The following is a 25,435-nucleotide window of genomic DNA, read 5'->3' as shown; positions in this document are numbered from 1 at the left end:
ACCCTGCCATGGAGTAGGCTTCGGTTCTCCTCCGGGGTTCTCTCCAGCGACGCGTGCTCGCGAGGAGGTCGAGCAGGCAGCGCCTGCTCAGGTGAGCGGCAGGGCGCCCCCGGTGTTCAGGACGCCCTCGCCGAAGCTCTTGACGTCCTCGAAGCCCATGTAATGGAAGCAGCTCACGAGCATGTCGGCGAAGGAGCGATCGCCGCGGAAATCCACCAGCCGCCCGCGCCGGAAGTAGTCGTGGGCCTTGCCCGCGAAGACGACCAGGCTGTCCTCGATGCTGTGGCTGTCGCCCTGCCCGAGCTCGTTCCAGTGCACGACGAGCGTATGATCCCAGAGCGTGCCGTCGCCGTCGCTCGTGTTCTTCAAGATCTCGTAGAGCTTCGTGTTCTGCTCCCAGAGGTGCCTGTGGATCTTGCGCACCTTGGCGAACGAGTCGTCGTCGCTGTTGTGCGAGATGTCGTGGTGCCCATCGCTGAGCCCCAGGTTCGCGTAGACGCGGTTGCTGGTGTTGCCGCTCCAGTTGAAGTGCACCACGCGCGTCAGATCGCAGGCGAACGCGAGGGCGCTGATCCTGAAGAACAGCTCGCCCATGATCGCGTGGTTCTCGTCGGCGTAGGGGTTGATCCGCTCGCCGAGCGGGGTCTTCACGCACGTGGCCGCGCCGTTGCCGGCCTGGAGCGCGCGCTCGACGTCGCGCATCGCGTCGAGGTGCTGCTGGATCTTGGCGCGATCCTCGGCGCCGACCCGGGTGAGGAGGGAATTGCCCTCTTCGCGCACCAGATCGATGGCCGACTGCTTCTTCGCCAGGCGCCTCAGCACCTCTTGCTGCGCGCCCCCGTCGTCGGGCGTGGAGGCGAAGATCCGGGCGTAGGCCTCGTACGGATCGGTCTCCGGCGGGATCGGGTTCTGGTCCCCCGCGGGCCCCGCGTGGGAGTGGGTGTTCCAGATGTCGTTCCACTTGTCCCCGACGCGGTACACGAGGTGCCGGTGCGCGATGCTCTCGCTCGCTTCCAGCACGCGACCGCCGATCGCATAGTCGGCGCTCGGCCCCTCCACGTAACCGATGGTGCTCTCGGTGCCGCCGATGGGGAACGACCCGGAGCCTGACTTCCACGGAGCGAGCGCGCTGCCGCCCTGCTGGTGGTTGTCGGCCCGCTCGGACTCCGGCAGATCGTAGAAGCGCTTGTGCAGGTTGTTGAGAAAGAGGAGATCCTCGCGGTAGGGCTCGAGCGGGGCGAGGAACTCGCCGAGCTGAAAGCTCGTCTCGCCGCGGGCGTCGAAGCGCCGATCCGTCTCGTCGCCGTTCGCCTGGAACACGAACATGATGCGGCGCGGGGACGGCGCCGTCTGGGCTCGCGCGCGGCTCGAACGCATCGCATCGAGGAACGGGAGCGCGAGCGCAACTCCGGATGCGCCACGCAGGAAGGTACGGCGGCTCAGAGGTTTCATTGTTTCTCCGGGACGATGACGGGGCGGTAGCGGAAGGCGTCGGTCTGCGTGAGCGCGACCACGAGCTCGGACAGGCTGTAACCGCTGTCCTTGAATGCGAGCGAGAGCGACGCCATCGAGCAGCGATCGGCGGCGGTCTTGTCGCGACCGTAGAAGAAGCGGAAGTTTTGCAGCACGTAGCAGGCGCGCGCCTCCTCGCTCTGCGCGAGGCGCTGGCCCAGCTCGGCGGCGTTCGCCACGGGGCCGTTGACGTCGCGCGTGCTCGAGATGGCGCTCGAGGTGTCGATCGGCCTGCCGGCCTCGTCCGTGGTGCGGGGGCGGCCCACGGCGTCGAACGACTCGAACACCACGCCGATGGGATCCATCAGCGCGTGGCACCCCGCGCAGCTCGGCTCGGTGCGGTGGAGCTCGAGGCGCTCGCGCTGCGAGAGCCCCTCTCCCAGGCCCTCGAGATCGAGCTTCACGTCGTTGGGCGGCGCGGGCACGATCTGGCACAGGAGATCGGTGCGCACCTTGAGGCCGCGGCGGACGATCGAGGTGCGCGTCGCCTTGTCGCGCGTGAGCATCATGCCCTGGGTCAGCACGCCCGAGCGGCCAGGCATGTCGACCTTGATGAAATCGTCGCCGCTCACCCCGCTCACGCCGTAGTGCTGCGCGAGCGCGCCGTTCACGAAGCTGTAGTCGGCGGCGAAGAGGTCGTCGAGCGAGCCGCTCGGGCTCGCGAAGAGGTCCTTCACGAACGTGCGCGTCTCCGCTCGCAGCAAGGCGGGCAGGTCGCGCGAGAGGTCCGGATACACCTCCGGATCGCGGTTCATGCTGCCCAGGATGTCGGTGTCGAGCCACTGGTCGAAGTACTCGAGCAAGCGCTCGGCCCTGGGATCGGCCAGCATGCGCCGCACCTGGGCTTCGAGCTGCTCTGGCGTGCCGAGCTCGTCCGCCTCCGCCGCCCGCGTGAGCTCCTCGTCCGGCTGCGACTGCCAGACCAGGTACGAGAGCCGCGAGGCCATCTCGTACGGCGTGGGCTCGGTGACGTCCCCCGAGCTCGCCTGGCCGAGCTCGACGCGATAGAGCACGTTCGGCGACTGCAGCATGCTGAAGACGACCCACTCGATGCCGTCGTCGAAGGTGTACCCGTCCGATCCTGCGGTGAAGCGCTCCTCGTAACTCTGGACCTCGGCCTCCGTCAGCGGCCGGCGGTACGCCCTGGCGCCGAAGGTGCGGATGAAGTCGCGCGCGCACTCGATCTCGCCGATCTCCTCCGGATCGCAGGAGACGAGGCCCGAGGCGTGGGCCGCGACAGCGGCGACCTCCTCCGCGGCGTCGAGGAACTTCTGCGCGACGAGCGAGCCGACGTTCAAGAAGCTCGCGTTGTTGCGGAAACCGAGCGACTCGGACTCGTTCGGAAATGTGGCGACGACCTTGTCGACGGCGGAGGCCACGCCCGGGACGCCGGAGAAGAGATCCTTCACCGTGTTGGCGTACTCGTAATTGCTGAGGCGGCGGAGCGGGGCCGTACCGGGCTGCGGCGTCTGGCAGAACGCCGAATCCAGCACGTCTTCCGGGGGCTGTACGATCCCAGTCTCGTCCCCGCCGGGGCCCGTGCCAGCCCCGGTGGACTGGCCGGACTCGCCGATTCGGCCGTTGCAAGCCGCGACGAGCGCGAGCAAGAGCGGCGCAGCGTACCTGAGTTGTGAGCCGAGAAGCTCGAGAGGCCAGCGATGCGTGTGTTGCTCGGGGTTCACCGTGTTCTCCACGCCGCGCCCGAAGAAAGGCACGAGTTGGTGCGAGCGCCGACCACATGGATCGGCGCCTGCACGGGTTCCCGACGCTGCGACTCAACAGCGCCGATTTGACATTATGTACCAGAACCTGTCCCGACCGGCTCACGGCAGAGGTCGATCACGAACACTTTTGTGCCCCAACGACCCACCAACCCACCCATTTTATCTGCCGCCGTCGCGTTTTTGAACCTCGACGGTATCTGCGCGCGGCGCCTGGCCGCACATCACTGCCGAGAGCAGATAGTTCAACTATCAACGATTTTGACGCCTGGACGACGGCGTGGTCCGGGATCATCTCGACGCGTCTCGCTGAGCGCCCGCGATCCGAGCGTCACGCCGCCGAGAGGCCCCCATCAGGCGATCACCTGTAGAAGCCGACGTCGTCGATATAGACGTCGAAGTCCTGCCCTTCCGTGAACCCGAACTCGATCGCGAAGAGCCCTGTGAGGTCGATGCCCTCGCCGGTCGGCTCGGCGTCCCCGCCGCCGCGCGCGAACTGCTCGAAGGAGATCACGACCGGCGCCCACGCCGTGCCGAGGCGCGCGATGGATGACCAGTCGTCGAAGCACGGATTGGCCACGTCCTCTCCCGATTCATCGCAGATCCCGCCCGCGGGGTCCGAGGTCTTGTCCGTGATGTTGACCTTCATCGTGGTCGCCGCGCCCGCGCCGCCGAGCTTGGCCCAGAACACGATACCGCTGTACGCCGACGCGTCGTAGGCGAGCAGGCCCCCGTCGGGGCCGTTCAGCGCGAAGCCGAACCCGGCGCCCCACTCCGTGAAGCCGGATCCGAACGTGTGCATCGCCATCGTGCTCTCGCCGCGCGGCTCGGCGAGCGCCTCCGGGATGAACCCGGCGGGGTTCTCGTCCGAGTAGATCGGGGGAGTCTGCGTGCCCGTCCCATCATTGAAGCTGTACCAGTAGCCGACCCTGCCAGCCGCCTCATCGATGGCGCTGTCGCCGTCTTCCATGTCGTCGATCAGCTCGACGTCGGCGGGGACGACCACCTCGCCCGCGCCCGCGCCGGCCTCGCCGCCCGCGCCTGCGCCGGCCTCGCCGCCCGCTCCGTCCACCAGGTGGTAGCCGTCGTCCAGCCCCACGAGCGTGGTGCATCCACCGGCTGTGAGCGTCCACGCCGCGCACATCCATGCTGCACGCCTCTTCGCCATATCTTCTCCTACCACCACCGCGTGGGCACGGTCCACCGCGCCCTCGGCCCCCCGGAGAAGCAGCGACGGGCACCGGCGTCGGACGGATCTGCCCTGCAGCGCTGGACGACACGCGGGACTTGCGGCGCAGCGCCAATCGGTGAAACCTTCTGTGCGTGAGTTCACCCAGAGCGCCTGGATCGACAGACCTTGTCCCGCGGCTTCGGTTGACCACGCGATTGCTCGTTGGGCGGAGAGGGAGAAGGAAAGATTCACAGGGAGGCGGGGAGGCGGGGAGACGAGAGATGGGAGTCCGTCGTGATGGTCCCCATCCCTTGCCTCTCCAGCCTGGCCTGCACACATATCTCTCCTCCCCGTCTCCCCGCCTCCCTGTGTACTCTCTCTTGCCCTGCCGCGCACGACAAGTGCATCTCGCTCGAGCGAGATCTCGCCCGCGCGACCGGGGAGGATCGACACTACTTGCTTGCCTTCCACGACGAGACATTCGAGTGCATCGCCCGGGGTCATTCACTCAAGCAGACGATGTCGTCATTCCCCGAAGCGCTCCACTCGTGCGCCAAGAGCCTCCTGACGTGACGCCGCCCAACAAGCTGTTGAAGCAAGCGGCCGCACGTCCGTCGTTGGGCATGACGAAGCAGAGATTGCCACGGAATTCCATCCAGGGCGTTCGAGGGTCCCGGAGGCGATCGTGCACCAAGCCAAAGGCGGACAATACGTAGTTTATGGAGTTCTGTTGATTTCTTCGCTGGCCGACGGTGAGCCGTTACAACCGTGAGGGCTGAGCGCTACACTGAGCTCAGCCCCTATGCCCGTCCATGCCATCCGAATCGAAGAGCGCCTCTGGTCGAGCGCGTCGCCGCTCCGCAGGCAGGAGTGGCGCACGCTCACGACCGATATCGTCTCCGGCGAGCCGCCCTGGCCCTCGCGCGAGCCCTGCACCCTCGTCGCCGGTTGCGACGACAGGGACCTCCACTTCGTCTTCACCGGGAGCGCCGTCTCGGCAGACACCCTCGCCCTTGCGCGGGCGGAGGTCGCGCCGCTCGTGGGCGAGTACGTGGGCCTCATCCAGAAGCTCTCCGGGGGCGACCTCTACCCCGCCCAGATCGAGCCCATCGATATGGCCAAGCGTGTCCTCCACGACGCCGGCGCGAGGCGGATAGGCGCCCTCCTCCCCGACCTGAGCCCGAGCTTCGAGACGCGCCGCCGCTTCTTCTCGCTCGTCGTCTCGCTCCTCGTCGACACGACGCAGCTCGGCCCGCTCCCCGCGCATCACCACGCTCGAAGGCGCATGCGGTAGCCGAGCGTCGGCCACGAACGACGACGAGCGGCGGTCACCCGCACAGGAGACGGGCCCAGATCGGCGTTTTCGGCGCGGAAGCGCACTCCCGTGCGCTGAGCACCGAAAACGTCGAGGTGGGCCCGTATCCGCAGCGGGTGACCGCCGCTCGGATCAGCGGGCGCCTAGGAAGTCTAGCTTGCCGATCTCGAGCCCGTTGTGGCGCAAGATCGCGTAGGCGGTCGTCACGTGGAAATAGAAGTTGGGCAGCACGAAGTTCAGCAGGTAAACGAGGCCCTTGAACTGCAGCGGCTGATCGCGCGTCGGGATGGTGACATCGCGGTCCTCGGAGCCGTCGATCTGCTCGGGCCGGAGGCTGTTCAGGAACGCGACGGTCTTGGCGATGCGGGCCTGTAGCTCGTCGAAGCTGGCCTCGTTGTCCTCGTACTTCGGCAGGTCCACGGCCGCCAGCCGCGCTCCACAGCCCTTGGCCGAGTCGGAGGCGATCTGCACCTGGCGCGTGAGCGAGAGCATGTCCGGGGCGAGGCGCGCGTCGAGCAGGACGCGCGGCTCGATCTTCTTCGCCTCGGCGTAGGCGGCGGCCTTGGTGAGGATCGCCGAGAGGTTGCCGAGCATCCTGACGAGCACCGGGACAGAGGCCTGATACATCGAGATCGTCATCTTCTCATCTCCTTGCTATCGCACGGTTCAGGCAGCGCGTTCCCCGCACGGCGCACGCGGCGCGGCGCCGGCGCACCCCCCGGCGGGGACGCGAGCAGGCGCGAACATAGGGCATCCTGCTCGCCAGGCAAGCACGCCCTCTCACGCAGGAGCCGCCCGCGCCCCCTCGGGCGCCCGAGCGCGGCGCTCGTTCGCCGCGATCCACGGACTCCAGCGCTGAGGACACGCCCGCGGGGCGCTCCGCGTCATGACGCGCTCGTGAAGTAATGTAAAGAGCATTGACGAACTAGATTCGATGACGGGGTGCCGCGGCGCGAGGCTCCGTGCCGGGGAGGGAGCGCGACGGCGCGCGCCGTGATGGCCCTCGACGGCCGCGGGGGCGGCACGCTATAGGGGGCGCCGATGCGACACATCCTTTTCCTCAGCTTGTTCACGGCTGCGCTGGCGACCGCATGCGGCTCCTCGACGACCGATCCGGATCCGACCGGGGGCGGCGGGTCGACCGCCAGCTCGACGAGCGAAAGCTCGGCGACCGCGAGCTCGACGACCGCGAGCTCGGCCACCGGCGCAACCTGCACTCCTGGCGAGACCATGTCCTGCACCTGTCACGCCATCGGCGAGCCGGGCGTCGCGACGTGCCTCGCCGACGGCAGCGGCTACGGGCCGTGCATGGAGCAAGGCGGCGGCGCCTGCCGCTGTCCCCTCGGGCGCAGCGACGGCTGCTGCCCTGGCGACGGCATCTGCTGCGCGTGCGTGCAAGGCTGCGATCCGAACACGGATCCCCTGCAAGATCCCGAGACGGACGCGCTCATCGCCTGCGTCTGCGCGGCGGGCGTGTGCGCCGACGAGTGCGAGAGGGAGTGCGCCGGCCAGGGCATCGCGGCGGACTGCAAGGCGTGCGTGCAGCAGGCGGGCGCGGACGCGTGCAAGGCGGAGTACGAGGCCTGCGGCGGGACGTGAGCCCGCATCGCGCATCGCGCATCGCGCATCGCGCATCGCGCATCGCGCGGCGCACGGCCAATGACGCGCAGGAGGCCGGCGCCGATTCCCCCTTCCTGACCGGCGCCGATTCCCCCCTTCCCCGCCCCGGCCCGCCGCTACATCCTCTCGGGCTCTGCCGCTCTCGCCTCCAGCAGCGCATCGATCCGCCGGAGCAGCTCCGCCGGGTCGATCGGCTTCGGCAGGACGCGTCCCCCGTGGGCCGAGAGGAACCGCCTGCTCACCTCGCTCGTGCCCCCTCCGGTCATGAACAGCACCCGGTCGACGAGCGCCGGCAGCTCCGCCTCGAGCCACTCGTGGAGGTCTATCCCCGTACCCTCCTGCATCACGATATCGCAGAGCACGACATCGAAGTTCGCGTCCAGCCGGAGCGCCCTCTGGGCCTCTCTGCCCGAGCGCGCGCAGACGACCTCGTGCGACGCCTCGAGGAGCCCGCGCAGCGCGCTCAGGAGGAGGGGCTCGTCGTCCACGAGGAGGATCCGGGCGCGCCGCGCCGGCTCCTCATCCCGCGCGGGCGCAGGCGGCGCGCGACGAGGGGTGAGCTCGGCGCTCGCCCAGGCGGGCAGCCGGACGCGGACGCAGGTGCCGACGCCGGCCTCGCTGCTGACGCCGATGGTGCCGCCGCACGACTCCACGATGTTGCGGCAGATCGCGAGTCCGAGCCCCGTCCCCTCCCCCGCGCGCTTCGTGGTGAAGAACGGCTCGAACAGCCTGTTCATGTGCTCTTCGGGCACGCCGCAGCCGGAGTCCACGATCTCCGCGACGACCTCCCGGCCCTGATCGCGGGTCCGCACCTCGACGACGTTGTCGGCGACGCGCCCCTCCCGGATCGACTGTGCCGCGTTGATGAGCAGGTTGACGAACACCTGCGTCAGGCGCCCCTCCGCGCCGCTCACGGGCGCGACCGAGGCGAGCTCGCGCACGACCCGCGCGCGGTGCTTCATCTGGGGATGCACGATGTTGAGCGCGCTCTCGATCACCGCGTTGACGTCGGTCGGCCCGATCGCCTCGTTCGCCTCCGCGCGCGCGAACACCCCGAGATCCCCGACGATGTCCACCACCCGCCGAGCGCCGTGGCGGGCGTCCGCGAGCGGCTGGGCGAGGAGCTCGGTGGCGACGCCCTTGTCGGCCAGCCGCCGCACCTCGCGGGCGAGCAGCTCGAGGTTGGCGACCACGTACGCGAGAGGGTTGTTGATCTCGTGGGCCACGCCCGCCGCGAGCTGGCCGACCGCGGCCAGCCGCTCGCTGCGCTCGAGCCGTGACCTCAGCTCCTCGGCCCGGCGCCGCCCGGTCACGTCGCGCAGGAGCGCCATGCGCGAGGGGCGCCCCTGCCAGTCCACGTCGACCCAGCGAACGTCGATGACGACCTGCTGCCCTCCGATCTCCAGGCTCGTCTCGCCGGCGCAGAGCGCCGCCGGGCAGCCCCGCCCGGCGACGGGGCGCCCGTCGCCCAGCAGCGACTCCGCGGCGGGGTTCGCGAAGAGCACCGTCCCGGAGGGATCCAGCACGATCACCCCATCGGCGCTCCGGGCGATGAGCTGGTGCAGGTTGGCCTCGTTCTCGCGGGCTTCGGCCATCGCCCGCGCGAGCTGCGTCAGGAGCTGCTGGCGGCTGACCGCATAGCGGATGGCTCGCCACAGCGTGTCCGCGTCGAGGCCCCGCTTCACGAGGTAATCCTGCACCGACGCGCCGAGCGCGCGCTCCGCGAGGCGGACGTCGTCGTGGCCCGTCAGCACGACGATGGGCACATGGGGGTCCACCGCCCGCACCCGCTCGACCACCTCGATGCCCTCGCCATCGGGCAAGGAGAGGTCGAGGAGGACGACATCCCACCCCTCGTTCACGCGCGCGAGCCCGGCGGCGAGCGTCTCCGCGTGCGCGAGCTCGGCGCGCTGCCACGGCACGGCGTCGAGGTGGCTTTGCACGACGGAGGCCGCGATGGCGCTGTCCTCGATGAGCAGGAGGCGAAAGCAAGGCGCAGGCGGCGCCCGGCTGGGTTCAGCGGACATGGTGACCCCCTGAGAGCTAAGGAACTCCAACGCTTTCCCGGAATCAAGCGCCTCGCGCCGTCGCCGCCCTCGCCGCGCCGGCGGCTCGCAGCGCGGGCGGAGCGGAGATAGCCGCGCGCCTCCGCCGCGGACGACGCAACGCACCATCCCGGCGTCGGTGGTGGTCCACTTTGCCCGAGAAAGATCCCAGGGAGACGGGGAGACGGGGAGATTTATTAAGTTTTTTCTCCCTGCCTCCCCGCCTCCCTGTCCCGATTGGACCAGCACGCGCCGTCGCGGCGGAGCGGCGCTGAGCCGCGGGGCCGGGCGTTCGAGCGGCGAACGAGGCCGGCGCTCGTTATCCTCACCCGATGCTGCCCCACCCGCCGCGCGTCGTCCGGCTCGTCCTCCTCACCACGAGCGGTGAGCTCCTTGGCGCGCTGCCGCCCTATCGAGCCGCGACGCCCTGGTGGCAGGACGCGCAAGCGGTCGTCCAGGGTGCCCGCGAGCGCTTCGGCCTCCAGGTGACGGTCCTCCGGATGCTCGCCGCCGAGCTCCCGGCCCCCCAAGGCGGGGCGGTCACCTACCTCGCGGAGGCGGAGCTCGACGCGCCGCCGCCCGGCGTCGAGCCCTGGCGCGGGGCGCTCGACGACCACCCGCTCCGGCAGCCGTGGGCGCGGCCGGGCGGGCCTGCCGACGACCTCGCGTGGGCGGACGCCGTCCTGCGCGATCGGGGCCTCGCGCGGACGGCGCCCGCCGAGCAGATGCGGTCGTGGAACCTGTCGAGCCTGTGGCGGCTCCGGGTTCGCGACGAGGTTGTCTGGCTGAAGCATGTCCCTCCGTTCTTCGGCCACGAGGGGGCGGTGATCGCGCGGCTCGCGGGGGGACCTGTACCGGCGCTCCTCGGCCACGACGGCCAGCGGATCCTGATGCGGGAGATCCCAGGCGAAGATCTCTACGAGGCCGAGCTACCCGTCCGGGAGCGGTTGGTCTCGCTGCTTGTCGGGCTGCAGCGCGACGCGAGCCGGCGGGTCGACGAGCTCCTTTCGCTGGGGCTGCCGGACTGGCGCGCGCCGGCCATGACCCGGCTCATCGCGGACGTGGTGACGCGGACGCCCGACCTGTCCGCCGGCGATCGGGCGACCCTCGACAGCTTCGTCGGCGGCCTGCCCGAGCGCTTCGCTCGACTCGCCGAGGCCGGCCTGCCCGACACGCTGGTTCACGGCGACTTCCACGTCGGCAACGCCCGCGGCGACGCGACGTCGGCCGTCCTGCTGGACTGGGGCGACAGCGGCGTCGGGCATCCGCTGCTCGACCAGCCAGCGTTCCTCGACGGCGCCCCGCCCGGCGCGGTCGAGCCGCTCCGGAGCTCCTGGAGCCGCGCGTGGCGCGCCGCGATCCCGGGCTCCGACCCCGAGCGCGCCGCCGAGCTGCTCGCGCCCGTCGCAGCGGCCCGCCAGGCGATCATCTACCGCAAGTTCCTCGACGACATCGAGCCGTCGGAGCACCCCTACCACGCGAGAGATCCCGTGGCGTGGCTCGCGAGGACAGCCGCGGTGGCGCGCTCTCGATCCTGCTAGTCTCGACGTGGGCACAGTGAAGGTCAACACGGTCAAGAAGCGAACTCACTCGCTCTACCGCCAAGACCTGCGCTGGTACCACTGCGCCCGATGTGCCCCGGCGACGTCGAGCACCAGGAGTTCGAGTACCTTCGGCGCGGGACCGTGAGCTTCGTGGCGTTCACGAGGCGTTCGGTCGGCCGCTCGGCCTTTCGCCAGCGTGGAACGTGCGAGCAAGCTCGGACCGATGGTCGACGCGCCGCTCGCCTGGAGTCGCCGCCGGCGCCTTGCAGCCCCCGCGCCGAGCGGCTGCTCGGTCCAATCTTGCTGTTCGACGCCGCGGGCCCCTCCCCATCGCAAGCAGGGTGCACCACGCTCCGGGTGGGCAAGGGACAAAGCACCGCAGTCATAGAGCTTGCCCGGGGGCGCGAATGGCTGACACGACCGACATCAACAAGGCGAGCGCGGATGAGTTTCAACGGGTGAGCCAGGTGAGCGAGCAAGGCGCGCAGCTCATCGTTCAGAAGCGCGAGGAGCTCGGGGGGTTCAGCAGCTGGGAGCAAATCCAACAGGTGACCGGCGTCAGCACGATGATGATAGAGAGCCTGAAGGACGCGGGCTTTTACGTGACGCACGCGAGCACGTCGGCGCGCCGTACACAGCCTCGGTGATGCAGCGAGCGAGCAGCCTGAGGCTGCTCTCGAGGCTCGGCGCGTCGAGACACCCTGCGAGGCCTTGAGCGGCATGGGCCGGCCCCGCCGGGGAGAGAGCGCGGCGGGGCTGTTGTTCGTCGCCGCGAAGCGGCTCCGTTCGACAAGGTCGTGAAGCGGCTTCGTCCATGCCGCCCCGTTCGCCCTGGTCGCTTGACGCGCAGGCGCAGGCGCGCAGGTTGGCATCGAGGATCTGCCGGCGGTCGGCTCGTCGAGCGCGCACACAGGATCCGTGGCAAGGTGCTTGCCTGTCCGACGCGCACCAAGCGGCGTCCTGGGAAGCCAGGCAGCTTGATGACGGGAGGGCTCATGACCGATTCCATCGTTGCAACACCGTGTCTGCCGATAGCGGGGCCGTCAGCGGCCCCCGGATCGGATGCGGAGGCCGAACCATCCGCCGAACAAGGCACGATCCAGCGGATGTTGCGGGTGGATCCGGCGATGCGCGAGCCCGACGCCGAGGCGACGCTCATCCTGTCGCTGGCATCGGCGTGGATGTACTCGGATCTGGACACGCTGGAGAAGGCGATGTCGGTCTACGGCGACTGGGACCTCGCGCGGATCAGCGTGCGGAACGACGCGCTCTTCCTGGCGAGCGACGTGTGCTTCATCCAGAGCAGGTGCAGGCGGCTCCTCATCCTGTGCGTCAAGGGGACCGAGCCGGGGAACCTCTTCAACTGGCTCACGGACGCGAGCGTCGCGTCGCAGCGATTTTGTTCGCTCGGGCACGTCCACGGCGGCTTCGCCCGCAACGTCGATGTGATGTGGTCGATCATCGACAAGCATCTCGCTGCGGCGCTGCGCGGCGAGCACATCCGTGATGTCCTCCCGGGCACCGAGATATCCCCGCGCCCCGACGTCGCGTCGACGCCTGCCGCCGGGCGTGCGCCCGAGGCGCAGGGCAAGCTGGAGGCGCTCTTCATCACCGGTCACAGCCTGGGCGCAGCGATGGCGGCCCTCATCGCCGCGCGCCTGTTCACGGACAGCAAGTACGGGGAGATCCGGCAGCGGCTCCGCGGGGTCTACACCTTCGGGCAGCCCATGATCGGCGACGCGGGCTTCGCCGCCAGGGCCGAAGAGCTGTTCGGGGACAGGCTGTTTCGATTCGTCTATGACAACGACATCGTTCCGCGCCTGCCGCCGCTCTCGACGGGGTACTTCGTGCACTTCGGGAGGGCGCACCGCTCGCGGGGGCAGGGGTGGACGTACGAGGGCAAGATCGCCGGGCAGACGCGCACGCTCCTCGTGAGCGCGGCGGTCGGTATCTTCGCCTGGGTGAAGGAGCAGCTGCCCATCCTCCGATGGGTGCCTGTGCCGTTCTCGTGGGGTGATCACTCGCCAGCCAACTACGTGGAGGCGTCGCAGCTAGGCACGGCCCAGCCAGCCATCTTCCGATTCAGGCTTGAGTAGACGGGGACCGCGCCCCCGCCCCTCGGCGCGGCGCCGGGCCGCCGTGGGCGTCCGGCTCCGCGCGCCACGTGACGCGTCAATCCGGCGGTGCGTGACCGCTCGCCCGAGGCTACCGCGCGAGGCCGCAGCGACCGGTGGGGCTTTGATGAACCAGGAGAACCTCGCTCCAAGGACGGTGTTCCAGGGCTGCTACGAGATCCTCTCCCTGCTCCGGGAGAGCAGGCTCGCTGTCGTCTACGAGGGGCGGCAGATCGCGAGCGGGCAGCCGGTCGTCCTCAAGATCATGCGCCTCCCGCGGGACCACGGCCCCGCGTATCTGGCGCGCCGTCGCAGCACGCGATTTCTGCGGGAGATGCGCCGCTGCGCGCGGCTCCACCATCCCGGCATCGTCCGGCCCATCGACGCGGGACAGACGGACGAGGGTCAGCTCTATGCTGTCTTCGAGCGCGTGCCCGGGCAGAGCCTGGCCGAGCTGCTGTCGGCCCAAGGCCCGCTCGAGCCGCCGGCGGCGCGGCGCCTGATGAGGCAGGTCCTCGACGCGCTGGGCTGCGCGCACCGGCAGGGCGTCGTCCACGGGGATCTCAGGCCGGCCCACGTGATGGTCGTGCCCTCGGAAGCACAGCGGAGCGCCCTGGTGCTCGGCTTTGGCTTCAGCGCGGTCGCCGCCGTCGCGCGAGCGGACCAGGAGGAAGCGCCCGTGTCCGGCCGCGAGCTCGTGGGCTCGCAGGCTTACCTGGCGCCCGAGCAGCGCCGGGGGTTCCCGCCGACGGCGCGCTCGGACCTGTATGCCTGGGGTCTCGTGTTCCTCGAGTGCCTCACGGGCAGGCGTGCAGGCCGCGGCGGGCCGCCGGAAGGAGCGGCTCTCCAGCGAGATGGCCGTGAGCCAGTGAGGATGCCTCGAGTGCTCCTTGATCACCCGCTCGGCACCCTCTTGCGACGGGCGACGGTCGAGGAGATGGCGGCGCGGGACGTCACGGCCGACGGCCTGCTGCGCGAGGTCGACGCCTGCGATGTGGGCGGGCTCCGCCGGGAAGACCTGGTGAAGCCGGACGAGCTGGCGATCGGAGCAGCGAGAAGCACAGAGGAGCGAGCGGGCAGCGCCGCGCTTCCACCGGGACTGACCGCGGCGTGGATGCCGGAGGAGCGAACAGACAACACTGAGCCCACCCAGGAGGAGGCGGCTGCGCCACCGTCCGCTAGGCCCGCAAGGGGCGTCATGCGTCTGGAGGCCGGCGACCACATCAAGCATTACGAGATCATTCGCAAGCTGGACCAGGGCGGCATGAGCGTCGTGTACCTGGCCCGCGACACGAAGCTCGGCCGACTTGTCGCGCTCAAGCTCCTGCTCAGGTACAGCGGGCACAGGATCGAGCGCTTCCTGGCCGAGGCGCGGGCCACGGCGCGCTGCAGGCACGACAACATCGTGGTCATCTACGAGGTCGATGAGATTCGTCAATATCCCTACCTCGTGCTCGAATACATCAAGGGTCGCACGCTGCGCGAGTGGATGACCCAGCGCGAGCACCCCGGCGCGTCCGGGTCGCCCGGCGCCCACACACCGCCCGGCCCGAGGGCGCCAAACGTCGTGATCGAGCTCATGACTCCGGTGGTTCGCGCGCTGGTGTGCGCGCACGAGCACGGGATCGTGCACCGCGATCTCAAGCCGGAGAACATCCTCCTGGATGACGGCGGATGCATCAAGGTGGTCGATTTCGGTATCGCCAAGCAGATCGATGCCAAGGTGGTCTCGACGATGACCAGCGCCAGGGCGGCGCTCGCCGGAGACGCTGGCCAGCGCCGGAGAAGCGCGGCTGTCGGCACGCCACGGTACATGTCCCCCGAGCAACTGCTGGGCGGGGACGTCGACCATCACGCTGACCTGTGGGCCGTGGGCATCATCCTGTACGAGCTGCTCACGGGGGAGCACCCGCTGGAGCCGTTCTCGCGCGCGCGGCTCTCGGACGTCGCGAGCTTCGATGTTCCGATGCCCCGCCTCGGCGAGAAGCGCCCGGATGTGGGTGCGCTTGGCGCCCTGGTCGACCGTTGCCTGAAGAAGAGCAAGGCCGAGCGCGTCGGCTCGGCCACGGAGCTCCTTGCCGAGCTCGAGGCGCTCTTGCCCGGTCGCAAGGCGCTCGACCTCGGCGAGGAGGAGAGCCCGTTTGCCGGCCTGTCCGCCTTCCAGGAGGCGGACGCGGCGCGGTTCTTCGGCCGCGATCGTGAGATCGCCGCCACGACGGCGCGGCTGCGCAACCAGCCGCTCCTGGCCGTCGCCGGGCCATCCGGGGCAGGCAAGTCGTCGTTCGTGCGCGCGGGGGTGATCCCGGCCTTGAAGGGATCCGAGGAGCGCTGGGAAGCGTTTGTTCTGCGCCCAGGGCGCCGTCCCCTGTCCTCGCTCATCGATGTGCTCGTGCAGGTCGCCGGGGCGGAGTCCACGAGCAGCGCAGCGACGGGTCCGCCCGAGCTCCCCGATCACGACGAGCTGCTCGCCACCCTGCGCTCCCAGCCGGGCTATCTGGGTGTTCGGCTGCGCGCGCGCTGTCGCCGTGCGGGACCCGGGGACCGTATCCTGATCTTCGTCGATCAGTTTGAAGAGCTCTACACGCTCGGCGCCGCGCCCGAGGAGCGGGCGGCGTTCGTCGCCTGCCTGGAAGCTGCGGCTGACGACGCCTCGTCGCCCCTGCGCGTCCTGCTCGCCGTCCGCTCGGACTTCCTCGATCGGATGGCCGAGGAACATCATTTCATGAACGACGTGACCCGCGGGCTCTGGTTCCTTCCGCCGATGGGGCGAGGCGGCCTGCGCGAAGCCTTGACGAGGCCGATCGAGGCGGCCGCTCATCGCTTCGAGACGGCGGAGATGGTCGAGCACATACTGAGCACGCTCGAGAGCACGCGGAGCGCCCTGCCGCTCCTGCAATTCACGGCCGGCAAGCTCTGGGACGCGCGGGATCGCGAGCGCCGGCTCCTGCCGCAGGCCAGCTGCGAGCAGCTCGGCGGCGTCGCCGGCGCCCTGTCGGCCCACGCGGACGCAGTGCTCTCCGCGCTTCCGCCGCGCGAGCAGCGGCTGGTCCGGGCGGTGCTCCTCCGCCTGGTCACGCCCGAGCGCACCCGCGCGGTGGTGAGCCTGGACGAGCTCCAGGAGCTCGCGCCGGGAGGCGAGGGCGACGGCGCCGAGGCGATCGTACAGGTCGTCCAGCGCCTGGCCGGCGCCCGGCTCCTGCTGCTCGGCGCGGGCGGCGACCCCCGCGGCGAGCGCGTGGGATCGACCGTGGAGCTGGTCCACGAGTCCTTGATCGAGCGGTGGCCGAAGCTCGGGCAGTGGCTCGCTGAGAGCGAGCAAGACGCGCAGTTCGTGGCCCGGCTGCGCATCGCCGCACAGCAGTGGGAGGCGAGCGGCGGGGCCGAGGGGCTGCTCTGGCGCGACCGCGCCGCGGAGGACGCCAGGGCCTGGTACGAGCGCCGCCGCGCCGAGCAGGGCGCCGCCTCCCGCGTCGAGCTGGGCAAGCGCGAGGAGCGCTATCTCCGGTCCGTGGTCGCGCTCGCCGAGCGCGCGCGGCGCCTGCGCCTGCGCCAGCGGCTCGCGATGCTCTTGATCCCCGCACTCAGCGTGGTGGCGCTCGTCGTGTCGTACCTGGCGATCGACGCCAACCAGCAAGCTGAGCGCGCCGATCAGGAAGCGGCTCGTGCGCAGGCCGAAGCCCGAGAAGCGCGCAATGCGACCCGCATGGCCACAGCGCGCGAGCTCCAGGCCGATCCCACAGCCGTGCTGGCGATCTTGCGCGAGGTTGAGCCGCCCAACGTGCCGCGAGGATGGGCTGTGCTCGCGCGCTGGGCGTTGCATAGCTGGACCGCTCGTGCGGTGCTCATCCATCCGGACGCGGCCCTGTCCGCGAGCTATAGCCCCGACGGCAAGCGCATCGTCACCGCGTCCGGGGACAAGACCGCGCGCGTGTGGAACGCCGACGGAATCGGCGAGCCCGTAATCCTGGACGGTCACCAGAATTATGTCTCCTCGGCGGTGTTCAGCCCCGACGGCAAGCGCATCGTCACCGCGTCCTACGACAGGACCGCGCGCGTGTGGAATGCCGATGGTACCGGCGAGCCCGTGGTCCTCCGCGGTCACGACGATCGGGTCACTTCAGCGACGTTCAGCCCCGACGGCAAGCGCATCGTCACCGCCTCATGGGACAGGACCGCGCGCGTCTGGAACGCCGACGGCTCCGGCGAGCTCCTGGTACTCCGCGGTCATGACGATCGGGTCACTTCAGCGACGTTCAGCCCCGACGGCAAGCGCATCGTCACCACATCGTGGGACAGGACCGCGCAGGTACGAAACGCCGATGGTACCGGCGAGCCCATCGTCCTGCGCGGTCACGAGAACTCTGTCTATTGGGCGGCGTTCAGCCCCGACGGCAAGCGCATCGTCACCGCCTCATGGGACAAGACCGCGCGCATCTGGAACGCCGACGGCAAGCGTGAGCCCGTCGTCCTTCACGGTCATGAGGAAGTACTCTATTCGGCAGCATTCAGCCCCGACGGCAAACGCGTCGTCACCGCCTCCTGGGACAACACCGCGCGCGTCTGGAACGCCGATGGCACCGGCACGCCTCTGGTCATTCCTTTTCACAACAGGGGAGTGTCTTCGGCGGCGTTCAGCCCCGACGGCAAGCACATCGTCACCGCCTCCTGGGACAACACCGCGCGCGTCTGGAACGCCGAGGAAGCACGCGAGCCCATGGGCCTCCGTGGTCACGACGATGTACTCCCTTCGGCGGCGTTCAGCCCCGACGGCAAGCACATCGTCACCGCCTCCTGGGACAAAACAGCGCGCGTCTGGAATGCCGATGGAACCGGCGAGCCCGTGGTCCTCCGCGGTCATGACGATCGGGTCACTTCAGCGACGTTCAGCCCCGACGGCGAGCGCATCGTCACCACATCGTGGGACAGGACCGCGCAGGTACGAAACGCCGATGGTACCGGCGAGCCCATCGTCCTGCGCGGTCACGAGAACTCTGTCGATTGGGCGGCATTCAGCCCCGATGGCAAGCGCATCGTCACCGCGTCCTGGGACAAGACCGCGCGCATCTGGAACGCCGACGGCTCTGGCAGGCCCGTGGTCCTGCGCGGCCACGAGGATCAGGTCTACTCGGCGGCGTTCAGCCCCGACGGCAAGCGCATCGTCACCACGTCCGGGGACAAAACAGCGCGCGTCTGGAACGCCGACGGCTCCGGTGAATCCGTCATTCTGCGCGGCCACGAGGATCAGGTCTACTCGGCGGCGTTCAGCCCCGACGGCAAGCGCATTGTAACCGCGTCCTATGACAAGACCGCGCGGGTATGGAACGCCGATGGCACGGGCGAGCCCACCGTCCTTCGCGGTCATGAGAACTGGGTCCAGGCGGCGAGGTTCAGCCCTGACGGCAAGCGCATAGTCACTGCGTCGCACGACATGACCACGCGGGTGTGGAACGCCGACGGCGCGGGCGAGCCCATGGTCCTTCGCGCCTCCGACGCCGCGGTGAATGACGCGTCGTTCAGCCCGGATGGCAGGCGGATCGTCACCGCGTCCGACGACAAGATCGCGCGGGTGTGGGCCGACATCGAGCCGCTCCGCGGCATCGACGATCCCAAGCTGTGGACCGCAACCACCTACTGTATGCCCGTCGAGCGGAGGATAGAGCTCCTTCGCGTGCCCGAGCCCATGGCCCGAACCGACCGGGAAGCCTGTCTGCGCCGCGTCGAGGAGGCCCGCGCGGCAGCCCGGGAGCAGCGGTGAGCTGTTTCCGCCCTTCGGTGGCCATCCATTCCGGTCTCGGATCCGCCGCCCCCCTCGCCATGCCACGCTGCCACGTCGCGACCTCGTAGCGCCCGCTCCGAGGCCACCCGTTGCGGTTTCGACCTGGCCCGCCCCCCGCGCGAGGCCGCTCCGCCACGTCGCGACCTCCCCGCCTCCCCCTCCGAGGCCGCCCGCTTCGGTTTCAGACCGACCCGACCCGCCCCGCGAGGCCGCTCCGCCACGTCGCGACCACCCCGCCTCCCCCTCCGAGGCCTCCCGTTTCGGTTTCCTCCCCGTCGTCTCCGCCGGAGCCCAGCACGTCCGGGGGACCGGGCAGGGCACGCCGGGCGGCCTGGTCCTGCGGCGGCTGACGCCACAAGGCCAGGCCGGAGCGCCCGCTGCGCTGCGCCGCGCCCGTGCTGTCCCAGGCGCGCTCTGCTCCAGAGCGCCCTCTGCATCCGCTCCCTTCGCCAGCTGGCTCGATGCCTCGCTCGTCCGGCAGGGCGGCCGGCGGCACGCGCGCCGTGAGGTGCGCTGGGTACACGCTTGTTCCGGACGAGGGGCGGAGAAGAGTCTATAGAAGATGCGATGGGCAGCGAGGTTGGCTGCCCGAAGAAGAAGCGATAGGGCAGCGCGGCTGGCTGCCCCAGAGTCGGGCCGGCCACCTCATCGAGCTCTCTCCGCGGGCGCGGGGCAAGCTCGACCGCCGGGCTCGCTGCGTCGGCGACATCGATCCGGATGAGGGCGTTTCGCCCGCAGCTGCCACGCGAGGCGGCCGCGACCGGAGAGACCAGGATGAACCAGGTGACCCTCGCTCCAAGGACGTTGTTCCAGGGCCGCTACGAGATCCTCTCCTCGCCCTGGGAGACCCCCCACGCCGCGATCTACCACGGGCGGCAGATCGCGGGTGGGCAGCCCGTCGTCCTCGAGGTCGTACACATCCTCCCGGAGGGGGTCTCCGGGGGCGTCGCGCGACGCCGCCGCGCGCGCTTCCTGCGGGAGATGGGCCGCTGCGCGCGGCTCCAACATCCCAACATCGTCCGGCTCATCGACGCGGGACAGACGGACGAGGGGCAGCTCTATACCGTGTTCGAGCGCTCGCCCGGGCAGAGCCTGGCCGAGCTGCTGTCGGTCCGCGGCGCGCTCGATCCGCAGGAGGCGCGACGCCTGATGAGGCAGGTCCTCGACGCGCTGGGCTGCGCGCACCGGCAGGGCATCGTCCACGGGGACGTCAGGCCGGCCCACGTGATGGTCGTGCCCTCGGGGGCAGAGCGGAGCGCGCTGCTGTTCGGCTTCGGCTTCGCCGCGGTCGCCGCCGGAGCGCGCGGCGGAGAGGGCGGAGAGGACGGAGCGCGCGTCTCCGGCACCGAGTTCGTCGGCGCGCAGGCCTACGCGGCGCCCGAGCAGCGCCGGGGGTTCGCGCCGATGGCGCGCTCGGACCTGTACGCGTGGGGGCTCGTGTTCCTCGAGTGCCTCACGGGCAGGCGGGCAGCCTGCGGAATGTCTCCAGATGGAGACGCTCTCACGCCGGAAGGCGGCGAGCCCGGCCGGATCCCGCGCGCGCTCCTCGATCACCCGCTCGGGGCCATCTTGCGACGGGCGACGATCGAGGATGTCGCGGCGCGGGCCGACACGGCGGACGGTCTGCTGTACGAGCTCGACGCCTGTGAGGTGGCCGGGCTCCGCCGGGAGGACCTGATCCCGGACGCCGCACCGAGCGGCGCCGGGGCGAGGCGAGAGGAGGCCGCCGGTCGCGCCCTGAGCGCCTCGGGACGGGACGCGGCGATCCACCCTGACGACCTGGGCGCGCCCGGGACCTCCGGCGAGGAGCCCTGGCGCACGCTCGCCGAGGTCCCGGACAGCCCGGCATCCAGCGGGCAAGCGCGCGACGCCGTGCCTCTCCGGACCGGTGATGCGGGGGCGCCGGCGGAGCCCATCGCGGGCCGCATGCACCTGAAGGCCGGCGACGTCCTCAAGCACTACGAGATCATTCGCAAGCTGGGCCGGGGCGGCATGGGGGTCGTGTACCTGGCCCGCGACACGAGGCTCGGCCGCCTGGTCGCGATCAAGCTCCTCCGCCGTTACACCGGGCAGACGGTCGAGCGCTTCCTGGACGAGGCGCGGGCCACAGCGCGCTGCAGGCACGAAAACATCGTCGTCATCCACGAGGTCGACGAGATCCTTGGATGTCCCTACCTCGTGCTCGAGTACATCAAGGGCCGCTCGCTGCGCGAATGGATGGCCCAGCTCGAGCAACCCAGCGCGCCCGGGTCGCCGGCCGCCCAGTTACCGCCTGGCCCGAGGGCGGCCAGCACCGTGATCAACGTCATGGTGCCTGTCGTTCGCGCGCTGGTCTGCGCGCACGACCTCGGGATCGTGCACCGCGATCTCAAGCCGGAGAACATCCGCATGGACGACGCCGGGTGCATCAAGGTGCTCGACTTCGGCCTCGCCAAGCGGATCGACGCGTGCGTGGTCGCCTCGGTCAGGAGCGCGCGGGTGGCGCTCGCCGGAGACGCCGGCGGGCACCGGAAGAGCGCGATCGTCGGCACGCCGGGGTACATGTCACCCGAGCAATTGCAGGGCAGCGACGTGGATTGTCGCACCGACCTCTGGGCCGTGGGCATCCTGCTCTACGAGCTGCTCACGGGGGAGCACCCGCTGCACCCGTTCTCGTACGCGCGGCTCTCGGCCGTCGTCGACGTCGATGTCCCCATGCCCAGCCTGAGCGGGAGGCGCCCGGACGTGGGCGCGCTCGGCGCCCTCGTGGACCGCTGCCTGAAGAAGCGCAAGGCCGAGCGCATCGGCTCGGCCAGGGAGCTCCTCGCCGAGCTCGAGGCGCTCCTGCCCGGCCGGAGGGCGCTCCAGCTGGGCGAGGACGAGAGCCCGTTCGCCGGCCTGTCCGCCTTCCAGGAGGCGGACGCCGCGCGCTTCTTCGGCCGCGATCGGGACATCGCCGCCATGACGAAGCGGGTGCGGAGCCAGCCGCTCCTCGTCATCGCCGGACCCTCCGGGGCGGGCAAGTCGTCGTTCGTGCGCGCGGGCGTGATCCCCGCCTTGAAGGGAGCCGAAGGCCACTGGGAGGCGTTCATCCTGCGGCCGGGGCTCCGTCCGCTGTCCGCGCTCGCCGATGTGCTCGTGCAGGTCGCCGAGGCCGAGTCCACGCCGTTGGCGACGGCGGGGAGAGGGGCAGCGACGGGCGCTCCCGAGCTCCCCGATCATGACGCGCTGGTCGCCACCTTGCGCACCCAGCCAGGCGTCCTTGGCGCCCGGCTGCGCGCGCGCTGTCGCCATGAAGGGAGGAGGCGCCGCATCGTGCTCTTCGTCGACCAGCTCGAGGAGCTCTATACGCTCGGCGCCCCCTCCGAGGAGCTGGCGGCGTTCGTCGCCTGTCTGGAGGGCGCGGCCGACGACGCGTCGTCGCCCCTGCGCGTCCTGCTCGCCGTCCGCTCGGACTTCCTCGAGCGCGTGGCCGAGGACCGCAACTTCATGACCGACGTCACCCACGGGCTCTGGTTCCTGCGGCCCATGGAGCGCGATGGCCTGCGCGAGGCCCTGACGCGGCCGCTCGAGGCGGCCGGGGTTCGCTTCGAGACCGCCGAGATGATCGAGCACATGCTGGGCACGCTGGAGGGCACGCGGAGCCCGCTCCCGCTCTTGCAGTTCACGGCCGCGAAGCTGTGGGAGGCGCGAGATCGCGAGCGCCGGCTGCTCACGCGGGACAGCTATGAGCGCCTCGGCGGCGTCGCCGGCGCGCTGTCCGCCCACGCGGACGCGGTGCTCTCGTCGCTGCCGTCGCGCGAGCAGCGGCTGGCCCGGGCGGTGCTCCTGCGCCTGGTCACGCCCGAGCGCACGCGCGCGGTGGTGAGCCTGGACGAGCTCCGCGAGGCAGCGCAGGACGGCGAGGGCGATGCCGGCGACGCGGTCGCGCAGGTGGTCCAGCGCCTTTCGGGCACGCGGCTCCTGCACATCGAGGCTGGCAGCGACGAGGCCGGAGGAGCGCGCGATCGCACGACGGTGGAGCTGGTCCACGAATCCTTGATCGACAGGTGGCCCAAGCTCGGCCAGTGGCTCGCCGAGAGCGAGCAAGACGCGCAGTTCCTGGCCCGGCTGCGCGCCGCGGCCCAGCAGTGGAAGGCGAGCGGTGAGGCCGAGGGGCTGCTCTGGCGCGACCGCGCGGCGGAGGATGCGAGGGCGTGGCACGAGCGCCGTCGCGCCGACCGGGGAGCCGATTGGCACGTCGGGCTCGGCAAGCGCGAGGAGCGATACCTGCTGGCCGTCGTGGGCCTGGTCGAGCACGCGCGGCGTCTGCGCCGGCGGCTCGCCGTCGGAACGGTCGTCGCGCTGAGCACGATCGCGGTCATCGTGTCGTGCCTGGCGATCCGTGCCAATCAGCAGGCAACGCGCGCCAATCAGCAGGCCATGCGCGCCGACCAGGAGGCGGCTCGCGCGCTGGTCGAAGCCCGGGAGGCGCGCAACGCGACCCGCATGGCCACAGCGCGCGAGCTGCAAGCCGATCCCACGACCGTGTTCGCGATCCTGCGCGAGGTCGAGCCGCCCAATGTGCCGCGAGGGTGGGACGTCCTGGAGTGGTCGGCGCTGCACACCGGGATCGCTCGCGCGGTGCTCAGCCATCCCGACTGGGTCACGAACGCGCGCTACAGCCCCGACGGCGAGCGCATCGTCACGGCCTGCTCCGATGGAGCCGCGCGCGTGTGGAACGCCGATGGCACGGGCGAGCCCATCGTCCTTCGTGGTCACGACGATCGGGTCGCTTCGGCCACGTTCAGCCCCGACGGCAAGCGCGTCGTCACCGGGTCGTACGACAGGACCGCGCGCGTGTGGAACGCCGATGGCACGGGCACGCCCGTCGTCCTCCGGGGTCACGACGACCGGCTCAATTCTGCAGCGTTCAGCCCCGACGGCAAGCGCGTCGTCACCGGGTCGTACGACAGGACCGCGCGCGTGTGGAACGCCGATGGCACGGGCACGCCCGTCGTCCTCCGGGGTCACGACGATCCGGTCACTTCGGTCGCGTTCAGCCCCGACGGCAAGCGCGTCGTCACCGCGTCGTACGACAGGACCGCGCGCGTGTGGAACGCCGATGGCACGGGCGCGCCCGTGGTCCTCCGGGGTCACGACGACTGGCTCAATTCTGCGGCGTTCAGCCCCGACGGCAAGCGCGTCGTCACCGCATCCTGGGACGAGACGGCGCGGGTGCAGAACGCCGACGGCACCGGCGCGCCGGTGGTCCTCCGGGGTCACGACGAGGTGATCTATTCGGCCGCGTTCAGCCCCGATGGCAAGCGCATCGTCACCGGGTCCTGGGACAAGACCGCGCGCGTGTGGAGCGCTGACGGCGCCGGTGCGCCCATCATCCTTCGGGGTCATGAGGAGGGTATCGCTTCCGCGGCGTTTGGCCCCGACGGCAAGCGCATCGTCACCGGGTCCTGGGACAAGACCGCGCGCGTGTGGAGCGCTGACGGCGCCGGTGCGCCCATCATCCTTCGGGGCCACGGGAAGGGGGTGCTGGGGGCGGCGTTCAGCCCTGACGGCAGGCGTATCGTGTCGGCGTCGTATGAAAAGACCGCGCGCGTGTGGAACGCCGACGGTACAGGCACGCCCGTGGTCCTCCGCGGTCACCTGCGCGATGTCCGTTCGGCGGCGTTCAGTCCCGACGGCAAGCGCGTCGTCACCGCGTCGTGGGACAAGACCGCGCGCGTGTGGAACGCCGACGGCACAGGCACGCCCGTGGTCCTCCGCGGTCACCAGAGCGAGGTCTACTCGGCGGCGTTCAGCCCCGACGGCAAGCGCATCGTCACCGCGTCCTGGGACAAGACCGCGCGCGTGTGGAACGCTGACGGCACAGGCGCGCCCATCATCCTTCGGGGCCACGAGAATCGGGTCGAAGCGGCGGCGTTCAGCCCCGACGGCAAGCGCATCGTCACCGCGTCCTGGGACAAGACCGCGCGGGTATGGAATGCCGATGGCACCGGCGCGCCCATCATTCTTCGGGGCCATGAGGGCCAGATCCGTTCGGCGGCGTTCAGTCCCGACGGCAAGCGCATCGTCACCGCGTCCTATGACAAGATCGCACGGGTATGGAATGCCGATGGCACGGGCGAGCCGCTGGTGCTTCATGGCCACGAGCATTGGGTCCTGGGGGCAGCGTTCAGCCCCGACGGGAGACGCATCGTCACTGGGTCCCAGGACAAGACCGTGCGGGTGTGGAACGCCGACGGCTCGGGCGAGCCACTGGTCCTGCGCGTCTCCGACTCTCCGGTCAACGCCGCGGCCTTCAGCCCGGATGGCAAGCGCATCGTCACCGCGTCCGACGACAAGCTCGTGCGGGTCTGGACCGACCTCGAGCCGCTCCGCGGCGTCGACGACCCGAAGCTGTGGACCGCGACCACCTACTGCATGCCCGTCGAGCGGAGGATAGAGCTCCTTCGCGTGCCCGAGCCCATGGCCCGAGCGAACCGGGACGCCTGCCTGCGCCGCGTCGAGGAGGCCCGCGCCGCTACCCCGGAGACCCGACCAGAACCAGCTGTCCGTCCGAGCGACTCAGCCGACCGGTGATGCCCAACCTGGGTCGGGTCGCCCCGCGCGATCGAGCCTGTGCCATCGAGAGCATCGCG

General features: G+C 70.5%; 12 protein-coding genes. 7 read left to right on the top strand and 5 right to left on the bottom strand.

Annotation, left to right across the window (positions count from 1 at the left end; all coding sequences use genetic code 11):
• Positions 1-87: 87 nt before the first annotated feature.
• From WMF44_RS04135 to WMF44_RS04125, 3 genes are all read right to left on the bottom strand, one after another.
• Positions 88-1,377 carry a DUF1552 domain-containing protein gene (locus WMF44_RS04135; protein ID WP_437297819.1) on the bottom strand — a complete coding sequence of 430 codons (1,290 nt, stop codon included), beginning with the start codon at positions 1,375-1,377 and terminating at the stop codon, positions 88-90.
• Between the two features lie 71 nt (positions 1,378-1,448).
• Positions 1,449-3,194 carry a DUF1592 domain-containing protein gene (locus WMF44_RS04130; protein WP_437297818.1) on the bottom strand — a complete coding sequence of 582 codons (1,746 nt, stop codon included), beginning with the start codon at positions 3,192-3,194 and terminating at the stop codon, positions 1,449-1,451.
• Positions 3,195-3,594: 400 nt separating this feature from the next.
• Positions 3,595-4,401: a hypothetical protein gene (locus WMF44_RS04125; RefSeq protein WP_437297817.1), complete on the bottom strand. Its 807-nt coding sequence runs from the start codon at positions 4,399-4,401 to the stop codon at positions 3,595-3,597.
• A gap of 805 nt (positions 4,402-5,206) precedes the next feature.
• On the opposite strand from WMF44_RS04125, the gene WMF44_RS04120 reads away from it, so the two are divergent.
• On the top strand, positions 5,207-5,698 hold the full coding sequence (locus WMF44_RS04120; RefSeq protein ID WP_437297816.1) for a UPF0262 family protein: 492 nt from the start codon (positions 5,207-5,209) through the stop codon (positions 5,696-5,698).
• Between the two features lie 153 nt (positions 5,699-5,851).
• Here the strand turns inward: WMF44_RS04120 and WMF44_RS04115 are convergent, their stop codons facing one another.
• A complete protein-coding gene (locus WMF44_RS04115; protein WP_437297815.1) occupies positions 5,852-6,358 on the bottom strand; it encodes a DUF1993 domain-containing protein in 507 nt (168 codons plus the stop codon).
• A 402-nt stretch (positions 6,359-6,760) separates the two neighbouring features.
• Between WMF44_RS04115 and WMF44_RS04110 the strand changes: the two genes are divergently transcribed.
• Positions 6,761-7,318, top strand: a complete 558-nt coding sequence (locus WMF44_RS04110) for a hypothetical protein (protein ID WP_437297814.1) — start codon at positions 6,761-6,763, stop codon at positions 7,316-7,318.
• Between the two features lie 137 nt (positions 7,319-7,455).
• On the opposite strand, the gene WMF44_RS04105 is transcribed toward WMF44_RS04110, so the two are convergent.
• Positions 7,456-9,366 (bottom strand): response regulator, encoded by a 1,911-nt coding sequence (locus tag WMF44_RS04105; RefSeq protein WP_437297813.1) that lies wholly within the window; start codon positions 9,364-9,366, stop codon positions 7,456-7,458.
• Between the two features lie 350 nt (positions 9,367-9,716).
• Here WMF44_RS04105 and WMF44_RS04100 point away from each other — a divergent pair, with 350 nt between their 5' ends.
• The 5 genes from WMF44_RS04100 to WMF44_RS04080 all read left to right on the top strand — a co-directional run bounded on the left by WMF44_RS04100 (position 9,717) and on the right by WMF44_RS04080 (position 25,376).
• Positions 9,717-10,925 carry an aminoglycoside phosphotransferase family protein gene (locus WMF44_RS04100; protein WP_437297812.1) on the top strand — a complete coding sequence of 403 codons (1,209 nt, stop codon included), beginning with the start codon at positions 9,717-9,719 and terminating at the stop codon, positions 10,923-10,925.
• Positions 10,926-11,335: 410 nt separating this feature from the next.
• Positions 11,336-11,575 (top strand): ComEA family DNA-binding protein, encoded by a 240-nt coding sequence (locus WMF44_RS04095; protein ID WP_437297811.1) that lies wholly within the window; start codon positions 11,336-11,338, stop codon positions 11,573-11,575.
• A 480-nt stretch (positions 11,576-12,055) separates the two neighbouring features.
• Positions 12,056-13,024 carry a lipase family protein gene (locus tag WMF44_RS04090; RefSeq protein WP_437297810.1) on the top strand — a complete coding sequence of 323 codons (969 nt, stop codon included), beginning with the start codon at positions 12,056-12,058 and terminating at the stop codon, positions 13,022-13,024.
• 145 nt (positions 13,025-13,169) lie between these two features.
• Entirely contained in the window at positions 13,170-18,797 is a 5,628-nt protein-coding gene (locus tag WMF44_RS04085) for an nSTAND1 domain-containing NTPase (protein WP_437297809.1), read from the top strand.
• 795 nt (positions 18,798-19,592) lie between these two features.
• Positions 19,593-25,376: an nSTAND1 domain-containing NTPase gene (locus WMF44_RS04080; RefSeq protein ID WP_437297808.1), complete on the top strand. Its 5,784-nt coding sequence runs from the start codon at positions 19,593-19,595 to the stop codon at positions 25,374-25,376.
• Positions 25,377-25,435 lie beyond the last annotated feature (59 nt).

It is taken from the genome of Sorangium sp. So ce426 (genome assembly GCF_051475585.1).
Classification (GTDB): domain Bacteria; phylum Myxococcota_A; class Polyangia; order Polyangiales; family Polyangiaceae; genus Sorangium; species Sorangium cellulosum_B.
The sequence above is the reverse complement of the archived record's forward strand: the minus strand, read 5'-3'. Positions and strand labels throughout refer to the sequence as shown.

What these genes read in the sequence shown, in the direction of transcription:
- WMF44_RS04100 (WP_437297812.1), top strand. Translation starts at nt 9,717, where the DNA reads ATGCTGCCCCACCCGCCGCGCGTCGTCCGGCTCGTCCTCCTCACCACG.
- WMF44_RS04090 (WP_437297810.1), top strand. Translation starts at nt 12,056, where the DNA reads ATGCGCGAGCCCGACGCCGAGGCGACGCTCATCCTGTCGCTGGCATCG.
- WMF44_RS04120 (WP_437297816.1), top strand. Translation starts at nt 5,207, where the DNA reads ATGCCCGTCCATGCCATCCGAATCGAAGAGCGCCTCTGGTCGAGCGCG.
- WMF44_RS04115 (WP_437297815.1), bottom strand. Translation starts at nt 6,358, where the DNA reads ATGACGATCTCGATGTATCAGGCCTCTGTCCCGGTGCTCGTCAGGATG.
- WMF44_RS04095 (WP_437297811.1), top strand. Translation starts at nt 11,336, where the DNA reads ATGGCTGACACGACCGACATCAACAAGGCGAGCGCGGATGAGTTTCAA.
- WMF44_RS04085 (WP_437297809.1), top strand. Translation starts at nt 13,170, where the DNA reads ATGAACCAGGAGAACCTCGCTCCAAGGACGGTGTTCCAGGGCTGCTAC.
- WMF44_RS04080 (WP_437297808.1), top strand. Translation starts at nt 19,593, where the DNA reads ATGAACCAGGTGACCCTCGCTCCAAGGACGTTGTTCCAGGGCCGCTAC.
- WMF44_RS04105 (WP_437297813.1), bottom strand. Translation starts at nt 9,366, where the DNA reads ATGTCCGCTGAACCCAGCCGGGCGCCGCCTGCGCCTTGCTTTCGCCTC.
- WMF44_RS04125 (WP_437297817.1), bottom strand. Translation starts at nt 4,401, where the DNA reads ATGGCGAAGAGGCGTGCAGCATGGATGTGCGCGGCGTGGACGCTCACA.
- WMF44_RS04110 (WP_437297814.1), top strand. Translation starts at nt 6,761, where the DNA reads ATGCGACACATCCTTTTCCTCAGCTTGTTCACGGCTGCGCTGGCGACC.
- WMF44_RS04135 (WP_437297819.1), bottom strand. Translation starts at nt 1,377, where the DNA reads ATGCGTTCGAGCCGCGCGCGAGCCCAGACGGCGCCGTCCCCGCGCCGC.